Annotated in this window: 12 protein-coding genes; 9 read left to right on the forward strand and 3 right to left on the reverse strand. The window is 72.6% G+C overall.

Features of this window, described 5'->3' with window-relative positions; genetic code table 11:
* The first annotated feature begins 37 nt into the window (after nucleotides 1-37).
* Complete coding sequence (locus tag AC07CM_RS09285; RefSeq protein ID WP_478875708.1) at nucleotides 38-2,239, forward strand: bifunctional glycosyltransferase/CDP-glycerol:glycerophosphate glycerophosphotransferase; 2,202 nt, start codon at nucleotides 38-40, stop codon at nucleotides 2,237-2,239.
* A 7-nt stretch (nucleotides 2,240-2,246) separates the two neighbouring features.
* Nucleotides 2,247-4,469: a bifunctional glycosyltransferase/CDP-glycerol:glycerophosphate glycerophosphotransferase gene (locus AC07CM_RS09290; protein ID WP_478875709.1), complete on the forward strand. Its 2,223-nt coding sequence runs from the start codon at nucleotides 2,247-2,249 to the stop codon at nucleotides 4,467-4,469.
* A 30-nt stretch (nucleotides 4,470-4,499) separates the two neighbouring features.
* Here AC07CM_RS09290 and AC07CM_RS09295 read toward each other — a convergent pair whose 3' ends face one another.
* Complete coding sequence (locus tag AC07CM_RS09295) at nucleotides 4,500-4,913, reverse strand: organic hydroperoxide resistance protein (protein WP_478875710.1); 414 nt, start codon at nucleotides 4,911-4,913, stop codon at nucleotides 4,500-4,502.
* A gap of 111 nt (nucleotides 4,914-5,024) precedes the next feature.
* Here AC07CM_RS09295 and AC07CM_RS09300 point away from each other — a divergent pair, with 111 nt between their 5' ends.
* Nucleotides 5,025-5,504 (forward strand): MarR family winged helix-turn-helix transcriptional regulator, encoded by a 480-nt coding sequence (locus AC07CM_RS09300; protein WP_478875756.1) that lies wholly within the window; start codon nucleotides 5,025-5,027, stop codon nucleotides 5,502-5,504.
* Here the strand turns inward: AC07CM_RS09300 and AC07CM_RS09305 are convergent.
* Entirely contained in the window at nucleotides 5,452-7,053 is a 1,602-nt protein-coding gene (locus tag AC07CM_RS09305) for a glycosyltransferase family 39 protein (protein WP_478875757.1), read from the reverse strand. The two genes, AC07CM_RS09300 and AC07CM_RS09305, sit on opposite strands and share 53 nt — an antisense overlap.
* 280 nt (nucleotides 7,054-7,333) lie before the next feature.
* On the opposite strand from AC07CM_RS09305, the gene AC07CM_RS09310 reads away from it, so the two are divergent.
* The 4 genes from AC07CM_RS09310 to AC07CM_RS09325 are packed head-to-tail and all read left to right on the forward strand — an operon-like array spanning nucleotide 7,334 to nucleotide 12,266.
* Nucleotides 7,334-8,605, forward strand: a complete 1,272-nt coding sequence (locus AC07CM_RS09310; protein ID WP_478875711.1) for a glycosyltransferase 87 family protein — start codon at nucleotides 7,334-7,336, stop codon at nucleotides 8,603-8,605.
* Between the two features lie 43 nt (nucleotides 8,606-8,648).
* Nucleotides 8,649-10,259, forward strand: a complete 1,611-nt coding sequence (locus tag AC07CM_RS09315; RefSeq protein ID WP_478875758.1) for a glycosyltransferase family 2 protein — start codon at nucleotides 8,649-8,651, stop codon at nucleotides 10,257-10,259.
* A 60-nt stretch (nucleotides 10,260-10,319) separates the two neighbouring features.
* Complete coding sequence (gene galE / locus AC07CM_RS09320) at nucleotides 10,320-11,300, forward strand: UDP-glucose 4-epimerase GalE (RefSeq protein WP_478875712.1); 981 nt, start codon at nucleotides 10,320-10,322, stop codon at nucleotides 11,298-11,300.
* A gap of 9 nt (nucleotides 11,301-11,309) precedes the next feature.
* The gene (locus AC07CM_RS09325; protein WP_478875713.1) at nucleotides 11,310-12,266 is read left to right on the forward strand and encodes an ADP-ribosylglycohydrolase family protein; all 957 of its coding nucleotides are present in this window, start codon (nucleotides 11,310-11,312) and stop codon (nucleotides 12,264-12,266) included.
* A 64-nt stretch (nucleotides 12,267-12,330) separates the two neighbouring features.
* On the opposite strand, the gene AC07CM_RS09330 is transcribed toward AC07CM_RS09325, so the two are convergent.
* Entirely contained in the window at nucleotides 12,331-12,957 is a 627-nt protein-coding gene (locus AC07CM_RS09330; RefSeq protein WP_478875714.1) for a TetR/AcrR family transcriptional regulator, read from the reverse strand.
* A 202-nt stretch (nucleotides 12,958-13,159) separates the two neighbouring features.
* On the opposite strand from AC07CM_RS09330, the gene AC07CM_RS09335 reads away from it, so the two are divergent.
* Nucleotides 13,160-14,074 (forward strand): ABC transporter permease, encoded by a 915-nt coding sequence (locus tag AC07CM_RS09335; RefSeq protein ID WP_478875715.1) that lies wholly within the window; start codon nucleotides 13,160-13,162, stop codon nucleotides 14,072-14,074.
* Nucleotides 14,067-14,939 carry an ABC transporter ATP-binding protein gene (locus AC07CM_RS09340; RefSeq protein WP_478875716.1) on the forward strand — a complete coding sequence of 291 codons (873 nt, stop codon included), beginning with the start codon at nucleotides 14,067-14,069 and terminating at the stop codon, nucleotides 14,937-14,939. The genes AC07CM_RS09335 and AC07CM_RS09340 overlap by 8 nt, the downstream gene beginning before the upstream one ends.
* Nucleotides 14,940-14,961 lie beyond the last annotated feature (22 nt).

Consider the following 14,961-nt stretch of genomic DNA (forward strand, 5'->3'; position numbering starts at 1 on the left):
GGCCCAGCCGCGTCCGCAAGACAACAGAAAGAGCAGAATGCCCCGCTTCAGCATCATCGTCCCGTCCCACGGGGTCGCTGGTCGGCTGTCCCAGGCGCTGGACTCGGTCCTCGGCCAGTCCTTCGGCGACCTGGAGCTGATCCCGGTCTGTGACGCTCCCGACGCCCCGGCCGCCGCCGTGGCCGCCGGATACGCCGAGCGGGACCCCCGGGTGACACCGGTCGACTCACCACCGTCCACCGGTCTGAGCGGGGCGCGCAACGCCGGGATGCGGGCGGCGACCGGCGCGTACGTGCTGTTCCTCGACGGCGACGACCTGCTGCTGCCGGGTGCGCTGGCGGCGCTGGACGCCCGGCTGACCGAGACGGCCGGTGTCGACGTGCTCCACGTCGAGCACGAACGGACGCCCTGGTGGGAGGGCGAGCCGACCAACCCGGCGGCCCCGCTGCTGGCGAGGGCGCCGAGGGGGGCCTTCGCCCCGGACGCGTTCTGCGAGCTGACCGGCGTGCGGCTCCCGGCGTGGAGCGCCGTCTACCGCCGCACCTTCCTCACCGAGCGCGGACTCGCCTTCCCGGACGGCCACTTCACGGACGTGGGCTGGGGCGGCCTGACGACCATCGCCGCCGAGCGGGTCGCGGTGCTGCGCCGGGTCGTCGTGCGGCACCGGCTACGCCGGCAGGGCAGCCGGCTCAACCTGCCGGGACCGCACCAGCACTCGCTGCTGGACCAGGTGGAACTGGTGCTGACCCGGGCGGCCGAGAGCGGGCTGTCCGCCGAGCGGACCCTGGCCCTCTTCGAGCACCTGTTCACGCAGGTGCTGAAGACGGCGTCCCGGCCGGAGCGGCTGCCCTCCGGGCACCGGGCGTTCTTCCGCCGGGCCGGCCGCCTGTACCGCCGGCACCGGCCCGCCGGTCACCGGGCTCCGGGCGGCAGCCTCGGCCTGCAGCACCGGCTGCTGGCGACCGGCGCGTACACCGCGTTCCGCGCGCTGCGCGGCGCCAACCGGGCGGCTGCCAGGGCCGGTGAGGCCGTGCCGCGCCCGCGCATGCTCCGCACCCGGCTGCGCTACGCCCGCGACCTGCGCCGGCCCCTGGACCCCCGGCTCGCCGTGTACTGCGCCTACTGGGGCCGCGGTTACGCCTGCAACCCGGCCGCGATCCACGCCAAGGCCCGCGAACTGGCCCCGCACATCCGCTCGGTGTTCCTGGTCGAGGCCGACCAGGCCCATGCGATGCCGAAGGACGTCGAATACGCGGTGATCGGCTCCCGCCGCTCCTGGGAGGTGCTGGCCCGCGCCACGTACCTGGTCAACAACGCCAACTTCGCCGAGGGCGTCGTCAAGCGGCCGGGCAGTGTGCATCTGCAGACCCAGCACGGCACCCCGCTGAAGACGATGGGCGTGGACCAGTCGACGTACCCGGTGGTGGCCGCTCAGACCGGCAGTTTCACCAGGCTGCTGGGGCGCGTGGACCGCTGGGACTTCAACCTCTCCTCCAACCGCCACTCCACCCGGATGTGGGAGCGCGCCTTCCCCGGCTCCTACGAGCATCTGGAGTACGGCTATCCCCGCAACGACGTCTACTGCACGGCGACCGCCGAGGACGTGGCCCGCATCCGGCGCGAGATGGGCGTGCCCGAGGGCAGGACGGCCGTGCTGTACGCGCCGACCCACCGCGACCACCACACCGGATTCGAGGCAGGACTCGACCTGGAGGCGTTCTGCGAGGCGGCCGGCGAGGACGTGGTCGTGCTGCTGCGCGCCCACTACTTCTACGACCGGGGGCGCTCCCACGGCTCGGACCGGATCATCGACGTGACCGCGCACCGCTCCTCGGAGGACGTGTGCCTGGCGGCGGACGCACTGGTCACGGACTACTCCTCGATCATGTTCGACTACGCCAACCTGGACCGGCCGATCGTCGTGTACGCCGACGACTGGGAGGTCTACCGGGAGACCCGGGGCGTCTACTTCGACCTGATGGCCGAGCCGCCGGGGCCGGTCGCACGCACCTGCGAGGAGCTGGCCCGCGTCTTCCGCGACGGCTCGTACGCGGGCCCGGAGGCCAGGGACCTGCGGGCCGCTTTCCGTGAGCGCTTCTGCCAGTTCGACGACGGGCGGGCCGCCGAACGCGTCGTACGGCGGGTGCTGCTCGGCGAGCCGCCGGAGTCGATCCCGCCGGTGATCCCGCTCGCGGAGCGCATCCCCGCCCCCGCCGCCGCGACCCTCGTGAGGAGCTGACCCCGCCGTGCCCCGCTTCAGTGTCATCGTCCCCTGTTTCAAGGTGCAGGGTTTCCTGCGCGAGTGCCTCGACTCGGTGCTGCTGCAGTCCTTCGGCGACCTCGAGCTGATCGCCGTGGACGACTGCTCACCGGACGGCTGCGGCGCGATCCTGGACGAGTACGCGGACCGCGACCCGCGCGTGAAGGTGCTGCACCTGCCGGAGAACGTCGGTCTCGGCCGGGCCCGCAATGCGGGGCTGCCGCACGCCACCGGCGACTACCTGTTCTTCCTGGACAGCGACGACACCCTCACCCCGGGCGCGCTGCGCGCCGTCGCCGACCGGCTGGCGGAGGCAGCGGACCCGGACGTGCTGGTCTTCGACTACGCGCGCACCTACTGGTGGGGCGGCACCCGGCGCAACGTGCTCGCGCACGTCCTCGCGGAGGCCGGCGCGGACACCTTCACGGTCGACGACCGGCCGGAGATCCTGGACCTGCTGATGGTGGTGTGGAACAAGGTCTACCGTCGCGACTTCGTCGAGGAGAACGGCTTCGAGTTCCCGCCCGGGTACTACGAGGACACCCCCTGGACCTTCCCGGTCATGCTCAGCGCCCGGCGGATCGCCGCCCTGGACCGGATCTGCCTGAACTACCGGCAGCGCAGGCAGGGCAACATCCTGTCCACCACCAGCCGCAAGCACTTCGACATCCACGACCAGTACGAGCGGGTCTTCGCCTTCGTGGACCGGCACGAGGAGCTGGCGAGCCGGCGGCCGTACCTGCACCGCAAGATGGGCGAGCACTGCCTGGACATCCTCGAGAAGCCGGACCGGCTGCCGCCGGGGGACAAGGCCGAGTTCTTCCGGCGTACGGCGGAGATGTTCCGCAGGCACCGGCCCGTGGGCGCCCTGGTGGACGGCGAGGTCGCCCTGCTGGAGGGCTCGTACGCGGTGTACCGGCTGAAGCGGCAGGCCGAGCGGGCGGGGCGGGAGGCCGGGCGGCGGGCGGTGCAGATGGGCCGGTCGGCCGCCGGACGGGCCAGGCGCGGCTGGTCCGGACTGCACGCCCGCCGGTCCCTGGACGCGCGGCTGGTGGTGTACTCGGCGTCCTGGCACCGAGGCCTGCTGGGCGATCCGGCCGCCGTCTACCGCAAGGCCCTGGAGATCGCCCCGCAGTTGCGCGGGGTGTGGGTGGTCCGGGACGAGGAGACCGCGGCACAGCTGCCGCCGGGTGTGGAGTACGTGGTCGTGGACTCCCGGCGCTGTCTGGAGTTCACCGCGCGGGCGAAGTTCTTCGTCAACGACGTCAACTGGCCCGGTTCGCCGGCCAAGCGGCCCGGCAGCGTGCACATCCACACCCACCAGGGCACCCCGCTGAAGTACATGGGCGCCGACCTGCTGGGCAAGCCCGGCGCCCGGCTCGGCTTCGACGTGCCGCAGATGCTGCGCCGGGCCGACCGCTGGGACCACAGTCTGGTCGCCAACCGCCACTCGGAGCTGGTGTGGGAGCGGGCCTATCCCTGCCACTTCGCCTCGGCGCGCACCGGCAGTCCGCGCAACGACGTGCTGGTCGGCGCGGGCGACCGGGACGGCGGCGCCTTCCGGCTGCGGCACGGGATCCCGGAGGACCACACGGTGGTGCTGTACGCGCCGACCCGCCGGGACTACCGGCGCGGTGGGCACGTGGACCGGATCGATCTGGCCCGGTTCGCGGCCGACCTCGGCGAGGGACGCACGCTCGTGGTCCGGCTGCACCCGACGCTGGCGACCGGTCCGGCGCGGGGCCTGGGCCTGACCGAGCTGGCCCGGCGCGGGGTCGTGGTCGACGCGACGGACGAGCAGCACGTCGAGGAGGTGATGCTCGCCTCGGACGTGCTGGTCACCGACTACTCGGCCCTGATGTTCGACTACGCCAACCTGGACCGGCCGATCGTGGTCCACGCCGACGACTGGGACGCCTACGCCGCGAGCCGGGGCGCCTACCTCGACATCACCGCGGAGGCGCCGGGCCATGTCTCCCGTTCCTACCGGGAACTGGCCTGGCTCTTCGCCTCCGGGGCCTGGCGGGACGAGGAGGCGGCGCGGCTGCGGGCGGACTTCCGGGAGCGGTTCTGCGAGTTCGACGACGGCCGTGCCGCCGAGCGCGTCGTACGGACGTTGCTGCTCGGCGAGTCGATGCCCGCCGCCGGGCAGGGGGCCGTGCGCATCCCCGGCCAGAACGTCGGAGGTGACCTGCTGGCCCCGACGTGAGGCCGTGCAGGTCACCAGCGACCCAGGGTCCTACTCGATGACGAGGTCGACCTCGATGTTGCCGCGGGTGGCGTTGGAGTACGGGCAGACCTGGTGGGCGGTCTCGACCAGCTTGCGACCGGTCGCCTCGTCCACGGTTTCGGGCAGCTCGACGCGCAGCGTCACCTTCAGGCCGAAGCCCTCGCCCTGCTTGCCGATGCCGACCTCGGCGGTCACGGCCGCGTCGCTGACGTCCACCTTGGCCTGCCGGCCGACGAGACCGAGGGCACTGCCGAAGCAGGCGGCGTAGCCGGCGGCGAAGAGCTGCTCGGGGTTGGTGCCCTCGCCGTTGCCGCCCAGCTCCACCGGCGGGGCCAGCTTGAGGTCGATCCTGCCGTCGGAGGAGACGGCACGACCGTCGCGGCCGTGGGTGGCGGTGGCGACAGCGGTGTACAGCGCGTCCATGGAAGACCATCCCTCTCGGGTGTGCGGTTCGTTGTGAGCACAATTAGAGCACACAATTAAGTTGCGTACAACTTAATGGCCCACCAGAGCTATCCTGGGGTCATGACCGCCATGCCGACCCCCGGCGCACCCGAGACGGACTGGCTCCGCCTGGACCGCCAGATCTGCTTCTCCCTGCACGCCGCGTCCCGCGCCTTCAACGGCGTCTACCGGGTGCTCCTCAAGGACCTCGGGCTCACCTACCCGCAGTACCTGGTGATGCTGGTGCTGTGGGAGCGGGACGATCTGCCGGTCAAGAAGCTCGGCGAGCAGCTGCGCCTGGACTCGGGCACGCTGTCCCCACTGGTCAAGCGGCTGGAGGGGGCCGGTCTCGTCCGGCGTGAGCGCAGCGCGCAGGACGAGCGCTCGGTGCGGGTGCGGCTGACCGAGGAGGGCGCGGCGCTGCGCGAGCGGGCCCTCGAGGTGCCGCGCCGCATCGCGGCGGCCACGGGCTTCGAGCTGGCGGAGATCGGCGAGCTGCGGGACCGCCTCGACCGGCTCACCTCGGCGCTGGACTCGGCGGCGCTTGAAGAGGCTCAGGGCTGCGGCTGACGGTGGACCGGCGGACGTAGAGCCGCACGGTCACATCGCCCTGCACGGCCTCCTGTTCGAGTACGAAGTCCCGTGCGAGGACCACGAGTTTGGCCTGCTCGGTGGGGCTGCCCACGCGCCAGCGCCCGGCGAGCAGATCCCGGTCGGCCACCACCCACACCCGCTCGAGGCCGTCCACCCGGCGGTACAGGGTCCGCGCATCGACCTCCCGCCCGTACAGGCTTCCGGACTCGGACGCCGACTCCGCCAGCGCCACGTCCCGCACCCCGCGGAACGCCCCCGGATACGTGAGCGCCGTGCCGCGCGCCTGCGACGGCAGGAAGAGCACGTCACCCCCGGGCCGCAGGGTCCGCCCGGCAACCCGGGAGACGGCCGCGAGGTCGTCGGGGCGGCGGGCCGGGTCGCGGTCGTCGCGGAGGATCGGGAACTGCTGGGCGAGGGCGAGGAGGACGACGACGACACCGGCGAGCGGAAGCACGAGGGAGCCGCTTCTGCCGGAGGCCGACGGCAGCCGAGGGCGCGTGGGCGACACGCCGCGAGGGCGAGCGGACGCACCGTCACCCACACCGCGCCCACCACCCCACAGACGCCCCACGCCCCCCGCCACCCGCTCCACCCCGGCCGCCCCCACATGATGGCGAGCGGACACACCGCGGCCACCGGCCCGCAGGTGTCCCGCCCACACCGCCAACCGGTCCGCCCCGGCCGCCACCAGCAGCGGTGCGCCCGACAGGGCGTACAGCACGTACCGGTCGACGTACAGCGGCGAGAGCTGCGACACCAGCATCAACGCGACCGGCGGCACCACCGCCAGCGGCAGGGCGACCCCCGCGCAGGTCAGCTCCCCTCGCCGCCCCACCAACTCCACGAGCCCCATCACGGCCAGTCCGAGGCACGGCCAGTACACGCCGTTCGTCGGTCCCAGGAACGTGCGCAGCAGGCCGAGCGCCGTCTGGGGCGTCGGCTCCCGCAACCACGCCACCTGTGCCGACTGGGCACGCGAGACGACGATCATCGGCACCAGCGCCAGTCCCACCGCACCCGCCGTACACGCCCAGCCGCGCCACACCCGCGCCCCCACCCGGGCCGACGCCAGCGAGAGCGCGTGGGCGAGCAGCAGCAGGACCGCGAACTCGTGCAGCCAGCAGGTGAGGCCGAGGACGAGGCCGTAGGCCCACCAGGAACCTCCCCGCACGGCCCGTACGAACAGCAGCGTCGCGCCGGCGGCGCCGGCCGCGACGAGCGCGTAGGACCGGCCCTCCTGCGCGTAGTGGCCCGCCATCGGTGTGACCGCGTACAGCAGCCCGGCCCACAGTCCCGTGCGCGGCCGGACCAGCCGGGTACCGAGCGCGGCCACGAGGCCCGCGGTCAGCGCCGCCGCGCACACGGACGGGAGCCTGAGGACGACCTCGCCGGGGCGGACGGCGAGGACGACGTGCATGAGGAGGTAGTAGAGGCCGTGCACCGCGTCCACGCGGTGCAGCAGCCGCCAGATCTGCGGCACCGTGCGGCGCGCGACCTGGAAGGTGACGGCCTCGTCCCGCCACATCCCGCCGCGGTCCAGCCCCCAGAGCCCCAGCGTGAACGCCGTCAGAGCGGGCACGCACACGGCGAGAGTCCGCCGAACGCGCCACGGCTCCGGGCCCACCCCGCCGGGCGTTACGCCGATCGGTGCAACGGCCGGCGCTCCGGCCGTCCTGCGCGACCGCGGTTTCACAAGAGGCCTGAGGTTCACCACGGCCCGATCTTTTGCGATTAGCCAATATTTGTCGTTGATTGACGGCGTATCAGCACAAAAACACCATCCGCGCGGATTAGGCTCCCACGCGATGAACCGTCTCCGTGTCACCCCCGGCCCGGTCCTCGCTCTCACCGCCGTATGGCTCGCCACCCGTGCCCTGATGACGTGGCTGCTCACGCACGACAGTTCGCCCCTGCTGGGCGGGGGTTCGGTGCCGCGCGAGGTGTGGCGGCTCTACTTCCACTGGTACGGCGTCCTCTCCCGCGGCGCGTTCCCGGCGCACGACAGCACCTGGCAGTACCCCCCGGGCGCTGGCGCGGTGCTGCTGGCGCCGGGCCTGCTGCCGTGGTTGACGTACTTTCAGGCGTTCGTGGTGCTGACGCTGGCCGCGGACGCACTGATCGCGGTGACCCTGTTCCGCGCGGGGACACGCCCCGGGCACAGTCTGCTCGGCGCTGCCCTGTGGACCGGCGGTCTGCCGCTGCTGCTGCATCTGCCGCTCGCCCGGTACGACGTGCAGGTGACCGCGCTGGCCGTGGTCTCCCTGCTGACCCTGGCGCGCTCCCCGCGCGCGGCCGGTGTTCTGGGAGGCCTGGGCGCGCTGGTGAAGGTGTGGCCGGCGCTGGTGCTGCTGGGCACGCCCCGGGGGCCCACGACGCGGAGGTCGTGGGGGTGGGCGGCGGCCGCCGGGGGCGGCTGTTTCGCACTCCTCGCGGTGTCGTTCAACAATCCGCTGGCCTTCCTGTGGCAGCAGGGCGGCCGGGGCGTGCAGATCGAGTCGTTCGGCGGTACGGCGCTCAACCTGGCCCGGCACCTGGGCTGGTCCGGCCGGCCCCGCTACCAGTACGGCGCGATCGAGCTGGTCGGCCCGCACGTGCACGCCGTAGCCGCCGCCTCCCTCGCGCTCACGGCGGCCGCGTTCGCACTGCTGGTGCTGTGGAGGCTGCGGGCCCGGCACTGGAGCCCGGCCACGCCGTACGACGCCGCGCTGGCCGCGGTGCTGCTGTTCACGGCCACCAGCCGGGTCATCAGCCCGCAGTACATGATCTGGCTGCTCGGGCTGGCCGCCGTGTGCCTGACCTCGCGGCACACCAGCCAGCGCCCGGTGGCGGTGCTGATCCTCGCGGCGTGCGCGCTGAGTTCCGTGGCGTTCCCGATGTTCTACCGCGACGTGGTCGCCGGTACCTGGACCGGCTGTCTGCTGATGCTGGCCCGCAACGGCCTGCTGGCGGCCGCCGCGGCGCTGTCCCTGGTCCTGCTGTGGCGTTCCGCGCGGCCGCCGTCCGCGAGGCCCGTGCGCGCGAGGCAACCGCGACCGGATTCCGACCGGATTCCAGATCGAGCGCTAAGCATCTCTTAACAGGGTATTACCGAATATTCCTACGCTCCGGCCCGTGGACCCCATGCATCCAGACCCACGAGACCCGCGTCCGACGCCTCAGGTCGGTGTCGTCGTGATCGGCTACAACGACATCGAACACGTGGCCGACGCCGTGCGCTCGGCGCTCGGCCAGGGAGCCGCCGTCGGCGAGGTGATCGCCGTCGACGACTGCTCGACAGACGGCACCGGCGAACTGCTGGCCCGCCTGGCCGCCGACGAGCCCAGACTGCGGGTGCTGCGCCGGGACGTCAACAGCGGCGGCTGCGGCAGCCCGCGCAACACCGGGATCGACGCGGTGACGATGCCGTACGTGATGTTCCTCGACAGCGACGACGTGCTGCCTCCCGGCGCGGTGGACGCGCTGCTGACAGCGGCCACGGAGGCGCGCGCCGAGGTCGCGAGCGGCCTGTGCGTGCGCCGGGAACTGCCGTCCGGGCGCGAACAGCCCTGGCAGGCCCCCCTCTACACGGCGCGCACCGTCCTCGCGCGCCCCGCCCAGCGCCCCCGCCTGGTCCACGACACGCTGTGCGTCAACAAGCTGTACCGCACCGGCTTCCTGCGCGAGCACGGCATCCGCTTTCCCGAAGGGCGCTTCCTGTACGAGGACTTCGTCTTCACCGCGCGCGTGCTCGCCGCCACGCCGCGCATCGCCCTCGTGCCGGAGCGCGTGTACGTCTGGCACGTGCGCCGGTCGGCCGAGCAGTTGTCGCTCTCCCTGGACCGCGAGCGCATCGACAACTGGAAGGCGCGCACCGGCGCGTGCGCCCTGGCGTACGACATCCTGCTGGGCGCCGGACAGAAGGAGCTGGCGCGGGAGGCCCGGGCGAAGTTCCTCGACCACGAGGTGCGCATGTACGCGCGCGAGCTGGGGTTGCGTGACGCGGGGTACCGGCGCGCGTGGTGGGCGCACACGCGGGAGTACCTCGCGCGCTACGACGCCGCCGACTGGGAGCGGAACCCGACGGCGCCCGGCCGGCTGCTGGGGCGGGTCGTCCTGGAGTCCCTCGAGCCGTGCGACCTCCCCCGCCTGAAGGAGCTGGCCGCCCGCCCGGCCCGGCTGCTCCCGCCCTACGCCCGCACTCCCGACGGCACACCCGTCTGGTCCGCCGACCTCCCCCAGGTGGGCCTCGCCCCTCTCCTGACCCGCCCCACGGCGGTCCTGCCCCTCGCGGTGGACGCGGAACTGCGGCCACGCGCGCGCGACACCCGGCTGCGCCTGCGGCTGCACGAGCTGTACGGGCGGATGGCGGAGGCCGGGCCGCGGGAGGTGGATGTGCGGTGGCAGTCCCGGGAGCACGAGCGCACGGTGCAGCGCGCGTCGTCGGCGTTCACGCCCTCGGGCGCGGACCTGTGGACGGCGGAGGTGCCGGTCGACCTGGCCGCGCTCGGCGCGGGCACCTGGGACCTGCGCCTGACCGTGCGTTTCGCGGACGGCACGGCCCGGGACGTCACGGCGCACGCCCTCACGGGCGCCGGCCGCCTGCGCCGGCACGCCACGGCGAGCGCCCGGCACGGCGTGCTGCTGGCCCAGCCGTACGCCACCCACTCCGGCGCGCTGGCACTGCGCATGGCGGCCGGGATGCGCGGAGTCCTGGCAGTGGCCCGCGGACGGCTGCGCCGCCTGCTTCACTGAGAACCACGGGGAGAACGAAGCCACCGGCCACCAGGCCGACTGACGAGGGGACGGCCGTACATGACCTGGCTGATCACGGGCGGCGCCGGATACATCGGGGCACACGTCGTGCGCGCCATGACCGAGGCGGGCGAGCGGACCGTGGTCTACGACGACCTGTCCACGGGCGTCGCGGAGCGGGTGCCGGACGAGGTGCCGCTGGTGCGTGGCTCGACCCTGGACGCCGAGAACGTGGCGCGGACCCTCGCCGAGCACGAGGTGACCGGGGTGGTCCACCTGGCGGCGAAGAAGCAGGTGGGCGAGTCCGTGGACCGCCCGCTGGAGTACTACCGGGAGAACGTGGAGGGCCTGCGCGTCCTGCTGGAGGCGGTGACGCAGGCGGACATCCCCGCCTTCGTCTTCTCCTCCTCCGCCGCGGTCTACGGCATGCCGGACGTGGACCTCGTGACCGAGGAGACGCCCTGTCTCCCCATGTCCCCCTATGGCGAGACCAAGCTGGCCGGCGAGTGGCTGGTCCGGGCGACGGGCCGGGCGACGGGCCTCGCCACGGCTTCGCTGCGCTACTTCAACGTGGCGGGCGCGGCCACTCCCGCCCTGGCCGACACGGGCGTGGCCAACATCGTCCCGATGGTCTTCGAGAAGCTCACCGAGGGCGCGTCCGCCCGCATCTTCGGCGACGACTACCCGACCCCCGACGGCACCTGTGTACGCGACTACATCCACGTGGTCGACCTGGCCGAGGCCCATGTGACGGTGGCCCGCGCCCTGCGCTCGTCCCCCGGCCGCGACCTGACCCTCAACATCGGCCGCGGCGAGGGCGTCTCGGTCCGCGAGATGATCGACCACATCAACGCGGTCACCGGCTACAACCGCCCCCCGACGGTCACTCCCCGCCGCCCCGGCGACCCCGCCCGCGTCGTCGCCTCGGCCGAACGCATCGCCACCGAACTGGGCTGGCAGGCCAAGCACGACGTCCAGGACATGATCGCCTCGGCCTGGGAGGGCTGGGTACGACTGCACCCGGAGGCGGCGCGGTCGTAGGCTCCGCGGATGACCACTCCCCCGCTCGTCGAGCGCGCCGTGGGCGCCGTGCTCGGATCCGCCGTCGGTGACGCCCTGGGGGCACCCTTCGAGTTCGGCCCGGAGGGCGCCTTCTCGGCCCGGTTCCCGCGGCCCGGGCACGGTGGCGAGATGTGCGGGGGCGGCGGCTGGGAGCCGGGCGAGGCGACGGACGACACGCAAATGGCGGTCCTGGTCGCCGAGTCGCTGCTGGAGCGGGTCGGCCTGGATCTGCCCGACGTGTTCCGGCGCTTCCAGCGCTGGGCGGCGGCCGATCCGAAGGACATCGGCCTGCAGACGGAGGCGGTACTGACCAGCGGCGACCCCTGGGACACCGCGGCCGCCCTGCACTTCCAGGTCAGCCAACGGGCGGCCGGGAACGGCGCGTTGATGCGGGCGGCCCCCTCGGCGGTGTACTTCGCCCCCGAGGGCCGACAGGCCACCATGCGGGCTGCCCGCCGCCTCTCCGCGCTCACCCACGGCGACCGCGCGGCATGGGAGGGCACGGCGATCCTGCACGAGCTGATCCGGGCCGCCCTGTCCGGGGACGACCCGCTGACCGCCGTGCCGGACACCCTGACGGCGCTCCACCCCGGCCACCGGGACCGCTACGCGACCGTCCTCACCCCCGAGTGGCATCCGGACCTGGCCACGGAGTTCAACGGCGCGGTGTGGCCCTGCCTGGGCTCGGCGGTGTGGGCCCTGCGATCGACGGGGAGCTTCGAGGAGGCCGTCCGCGCCGCGATCGGCCTCGGCGGCGACACGGACACGGTGGCGGCGGTCACCGGGGCGTTGGCCGGGGCGGTGTACGGGATCGGCGCGATACCGGAGCGGTGGACCGAACCGCTGCACGTGCCCCTGCCGGGCTCCGGCGGACGGGTGCTGCGCGCCGGGGAACTGATCGAACTGGCGAAGCGGCTGCTCGGCCCGGGAGCCGTCCGCGGGTAGTACGTGGCCGGTCGCGTAGTTCCCCGCGCCCCTGGGGTGCTGCGGCGCCGTCGGCCGAAAGGCCTCACAGCGCCTTGAGGGCGCCCGCCGCGGCCCGGGCCAGGTCGTCCAGGTAGCCCTTGGGGAGCTTCGGGGAGCGGATCACCACCGAGCGCCAGTACAGGGGGCCGGAGATCAGGTCCAGGGCCAGGTCGGGGTCGACCCCGGCCCGTACCTCGCCCCGCTTCTCCGCCGCCGCCACGATCTTGCTGGCGACCCCTTCCTGGCCGTCCCGCAGCGCCTTCTGCATCGCCTCCGCGATGTCCGGGTTGCGGGCCGCCTCCGCCTGGAGGTCGGGAATGATCTGGGAGGCCACGGGGTGGCGCAGGGCGCGCGACGTCACCTCGTACAGGAGTCGCAGATCCCCCTCCAGGGACCCCGTGTCCGGCACCGGCAGCCCCAGTACCGCCATCGCGGACACCACGTCCAGCACCAGATGCAGCTTGGACCGCCACCGCCGGTACACCGCCGTCTTGCCGACGCCCGCCCGCCGCGCGATCCCCTCGATGGACATCCGCGCGTACCCGACGGCCGCCAGTTCCTCGAAGACGGCCGCGCGGATGGCCTCGGTCACGTCCTCCCGGAGCACGGCGGCCCCGGCGGGGGCCCGTCGGCGCGCGCGCTTCGGGGCCTCGTCGGCGTTCGTCGTCATGCCACCCAGCATAGGGCGTTACGACGAAACGGTTGCGTTCCGACGGTCGATGGTTCTACGCTCACGATGCGACGATACGGTCCCGTCCCGACGTAAGAGAACGTGAAGAGAAGCGTAAGGAAACACCGGGCGACGGACGGGGACCGCACAGACCCGGCGGCAGCCGGACGCACCCCCCTCCCCACGAGCGAAAGCAGCGGATGTGAGCCAGGTCCTCCACACACCGCCCCCGACCCAGGTCCCGGCCGACGACGACCTCGCGGCGCTGGCCGCCCGGCACGGTCTCTCGGTCAGCGGCGCCCGCCCCTCCCTGCCGGAGTACGTCCGCCAGCTGTGGGACCGGCGCCACTTCATCACCGCCTTCGCCACCGCCAAACTCACCGCGCAGTACAGCCAGGCGAAGCTCGGCCAGGTCTGGCAGGTCATGACCCCGCTGCTGAACGCGGCGGTCTACTACTTCATCTTCGGCGTGCTGCTCGGCACCAAGCACAACGTGCCGGACTACGTGCCGTTCCTGGTCACGGGCGTGTTCATCTGGACCTTCACACAGAGCTCGATCATGGCGGGCACCCGCGCGATCTCCGGCAACCTCGGCCTGGTCCGCGCGCTGCACTTCCCGCGCGCCGCCCTGCCGATCTCCTTCGCGCTCCAGCAGCTCCAGCAGCTGCTGTTCTCGATGGCCGCGCTGATCGTCATCCTGCTCTGCTTCGGCGTGCCGGTCGCCGTCTCCTGGGTGCTGGCGATCCCCGCCCTCGTCCTGCAGTTCACGTTCAACATCGGCGTGTCGATGATCATGGCGCGGATGGGCGCGAAGACCCCGGACATCGCGCAGCTGATGCCGTTCGTGCTGCGCACGTGGATGTACGTGTCCGGCGTGATGTGGAGCATCGACAAGCTCACCAAGAAGGACCATCTGCCGCACATCGTCACCATCCTGCTGGAGACCAACCCGGCCGCGGTCTACATCGACCTGATGCGGTACGCGCTGATCGACAGCTTCCACGCCCACCAGCTGCCCCCGCACGTGTGGGTGGCGGCCACCGGCTGGGCCGTGCTCGCCGGCATCGGCGGCTTCATCTACTTCTGGAAGGCTGAGGAGACGTACGGCCGTGGCTGAGCAGACCCCCGAGAAGACCGGCGAGAACATCCCCACCGTCATCGCCGACCGCGTCGACATCGTCTACCGGGTGAACGGCACCGGTGCCGGCCGCGGCACCGCCACCGCCGCCCTCAACCGCATCCTGCGCCGCAAGCAGGCCGAGAAGGCGGCCGGCGTACGCAAGGTGCACGCGGTGAAGAGCGTTTCGTTTGTCGCCTATAAGGGTGAAGCGATCGGACTCATCGGAACCAATGGTTCCGGCAAGTCGACTCTCCTCAAGGCGGTGGCCGGACTGCTCCCGGTGGAGAACGGACACATCTACACCGACGGCCAGCCCTCCCTGCTCGGCGTCAACGCGGCCCTGATGAACGACCTGACCGGCGAGCGCAACGTCCACCTCGGCGGCCTGGCCATGGGCATGTCCCGGGAGCAGGTCAAGGAGCGTTACCAGGACATCGTCGACTTCTCCGGGATCAACGAGAAGGGCGATTTCATCACGCTCCCGATGCGGACGTACTCCTCCGGCATGGCCGCCCGCCTGCGCTTCTCCATCGCGGCCGCCAAGGACCACGACGTGCTGCTGATCGACGAGGCCCTCGCCACCGGCGACCGCTCCTTCCAGAAGCGCTCCGAGGAGCGGATCCGCGAGCTGCGCCGGCACGCGGGTACGGTCTTCCTGGTCAGTCACAACAACAAGTCGATCCGCGACACCTGCGAGCGGGTGCTGTGGTTGGAGCGGGGCGAGCTGCGCATGGACGGGCCGACCGAGGACGTCCTGAAGGAGTACGAGGCCTTCACCGGCGACAAGACCGACAAGGTGAAGAAGCCCGCCAAGAAGGCGGCGCCGGACCCCGGAGCACCGAAGGTCCCGCTTCCCTCTTGAGGCTGTTCTTACCTCGGCCGAG

The organism is Streptomyces sp. NPDC044061, assembly GCF_056434305.1.

Bases quoted from the DNA above. Each gene is read 5' to 3' on its own strand.
- AC07CM_RS09285 (WP_478875708.1), top strand. From the start codon at position 38: ATGCCCCGCTTCAGCATCATCGTCCCGTCCCACGGGGTCGCTGGTCGG.
- AC07CM_RS09295 (WP_478875710.1), bottom strand. From the start codon at position 4,913: ATGGACGCGCTGTACACCGCTGTCGCCACCGCCACCCACGGCCGCGAC.
- AC07CM_RS09300 (WP_478875756.1), top strand. From the start codon at position 5,025: ATGCCGACCCCCGGCGCACCCGAGACGGACTGGCTCCGCCTGGACCGC.
- AC07CM_RS09305 (WP_478875757.1), bottom strand. From the start codon at position 7,053: ATGTGGCGGGACGAGGCCGTCACCTTCCAGGTCGCGCGCCGCACGGTG.
- AC07CM_RS09310 (WP_478875711.1), top strand. From the start codon at position 7,334: ATGAACCGTCTCCGTGTCACCCCCGGCCCGGTCCTCGCTCTCACCGCC.
- AC07CM_RS09315 (WP_478875758.1), top strand. From the start codon at position 8,649: ATGCATCCAGACCCACGAGACCCGCGTCCGACGCCTCAGGTCGGTGTC.
- galE (WP_478875712.1), top strand. From the start codon at position 10,320: ATGACCTGGCTGATCACGGGCGGCGCCGGATACATCGGGGCACACGTC.
- AC07CM_RS09325 (WP_478875713.1), top strand. From the start codon at position 11,310: ATGACCACTCCCCCGCTCGTCGAGCGCGCCGTGGGCGCCGTGCTCGGA.
- AC07CM_RS09330 (WP_478875714.1), bottom strand. From the start codon at position 12,957: ATGACGACGAACGCCGACGAGGCCCCGAAGCGCGCGCGCCGACGGGCC.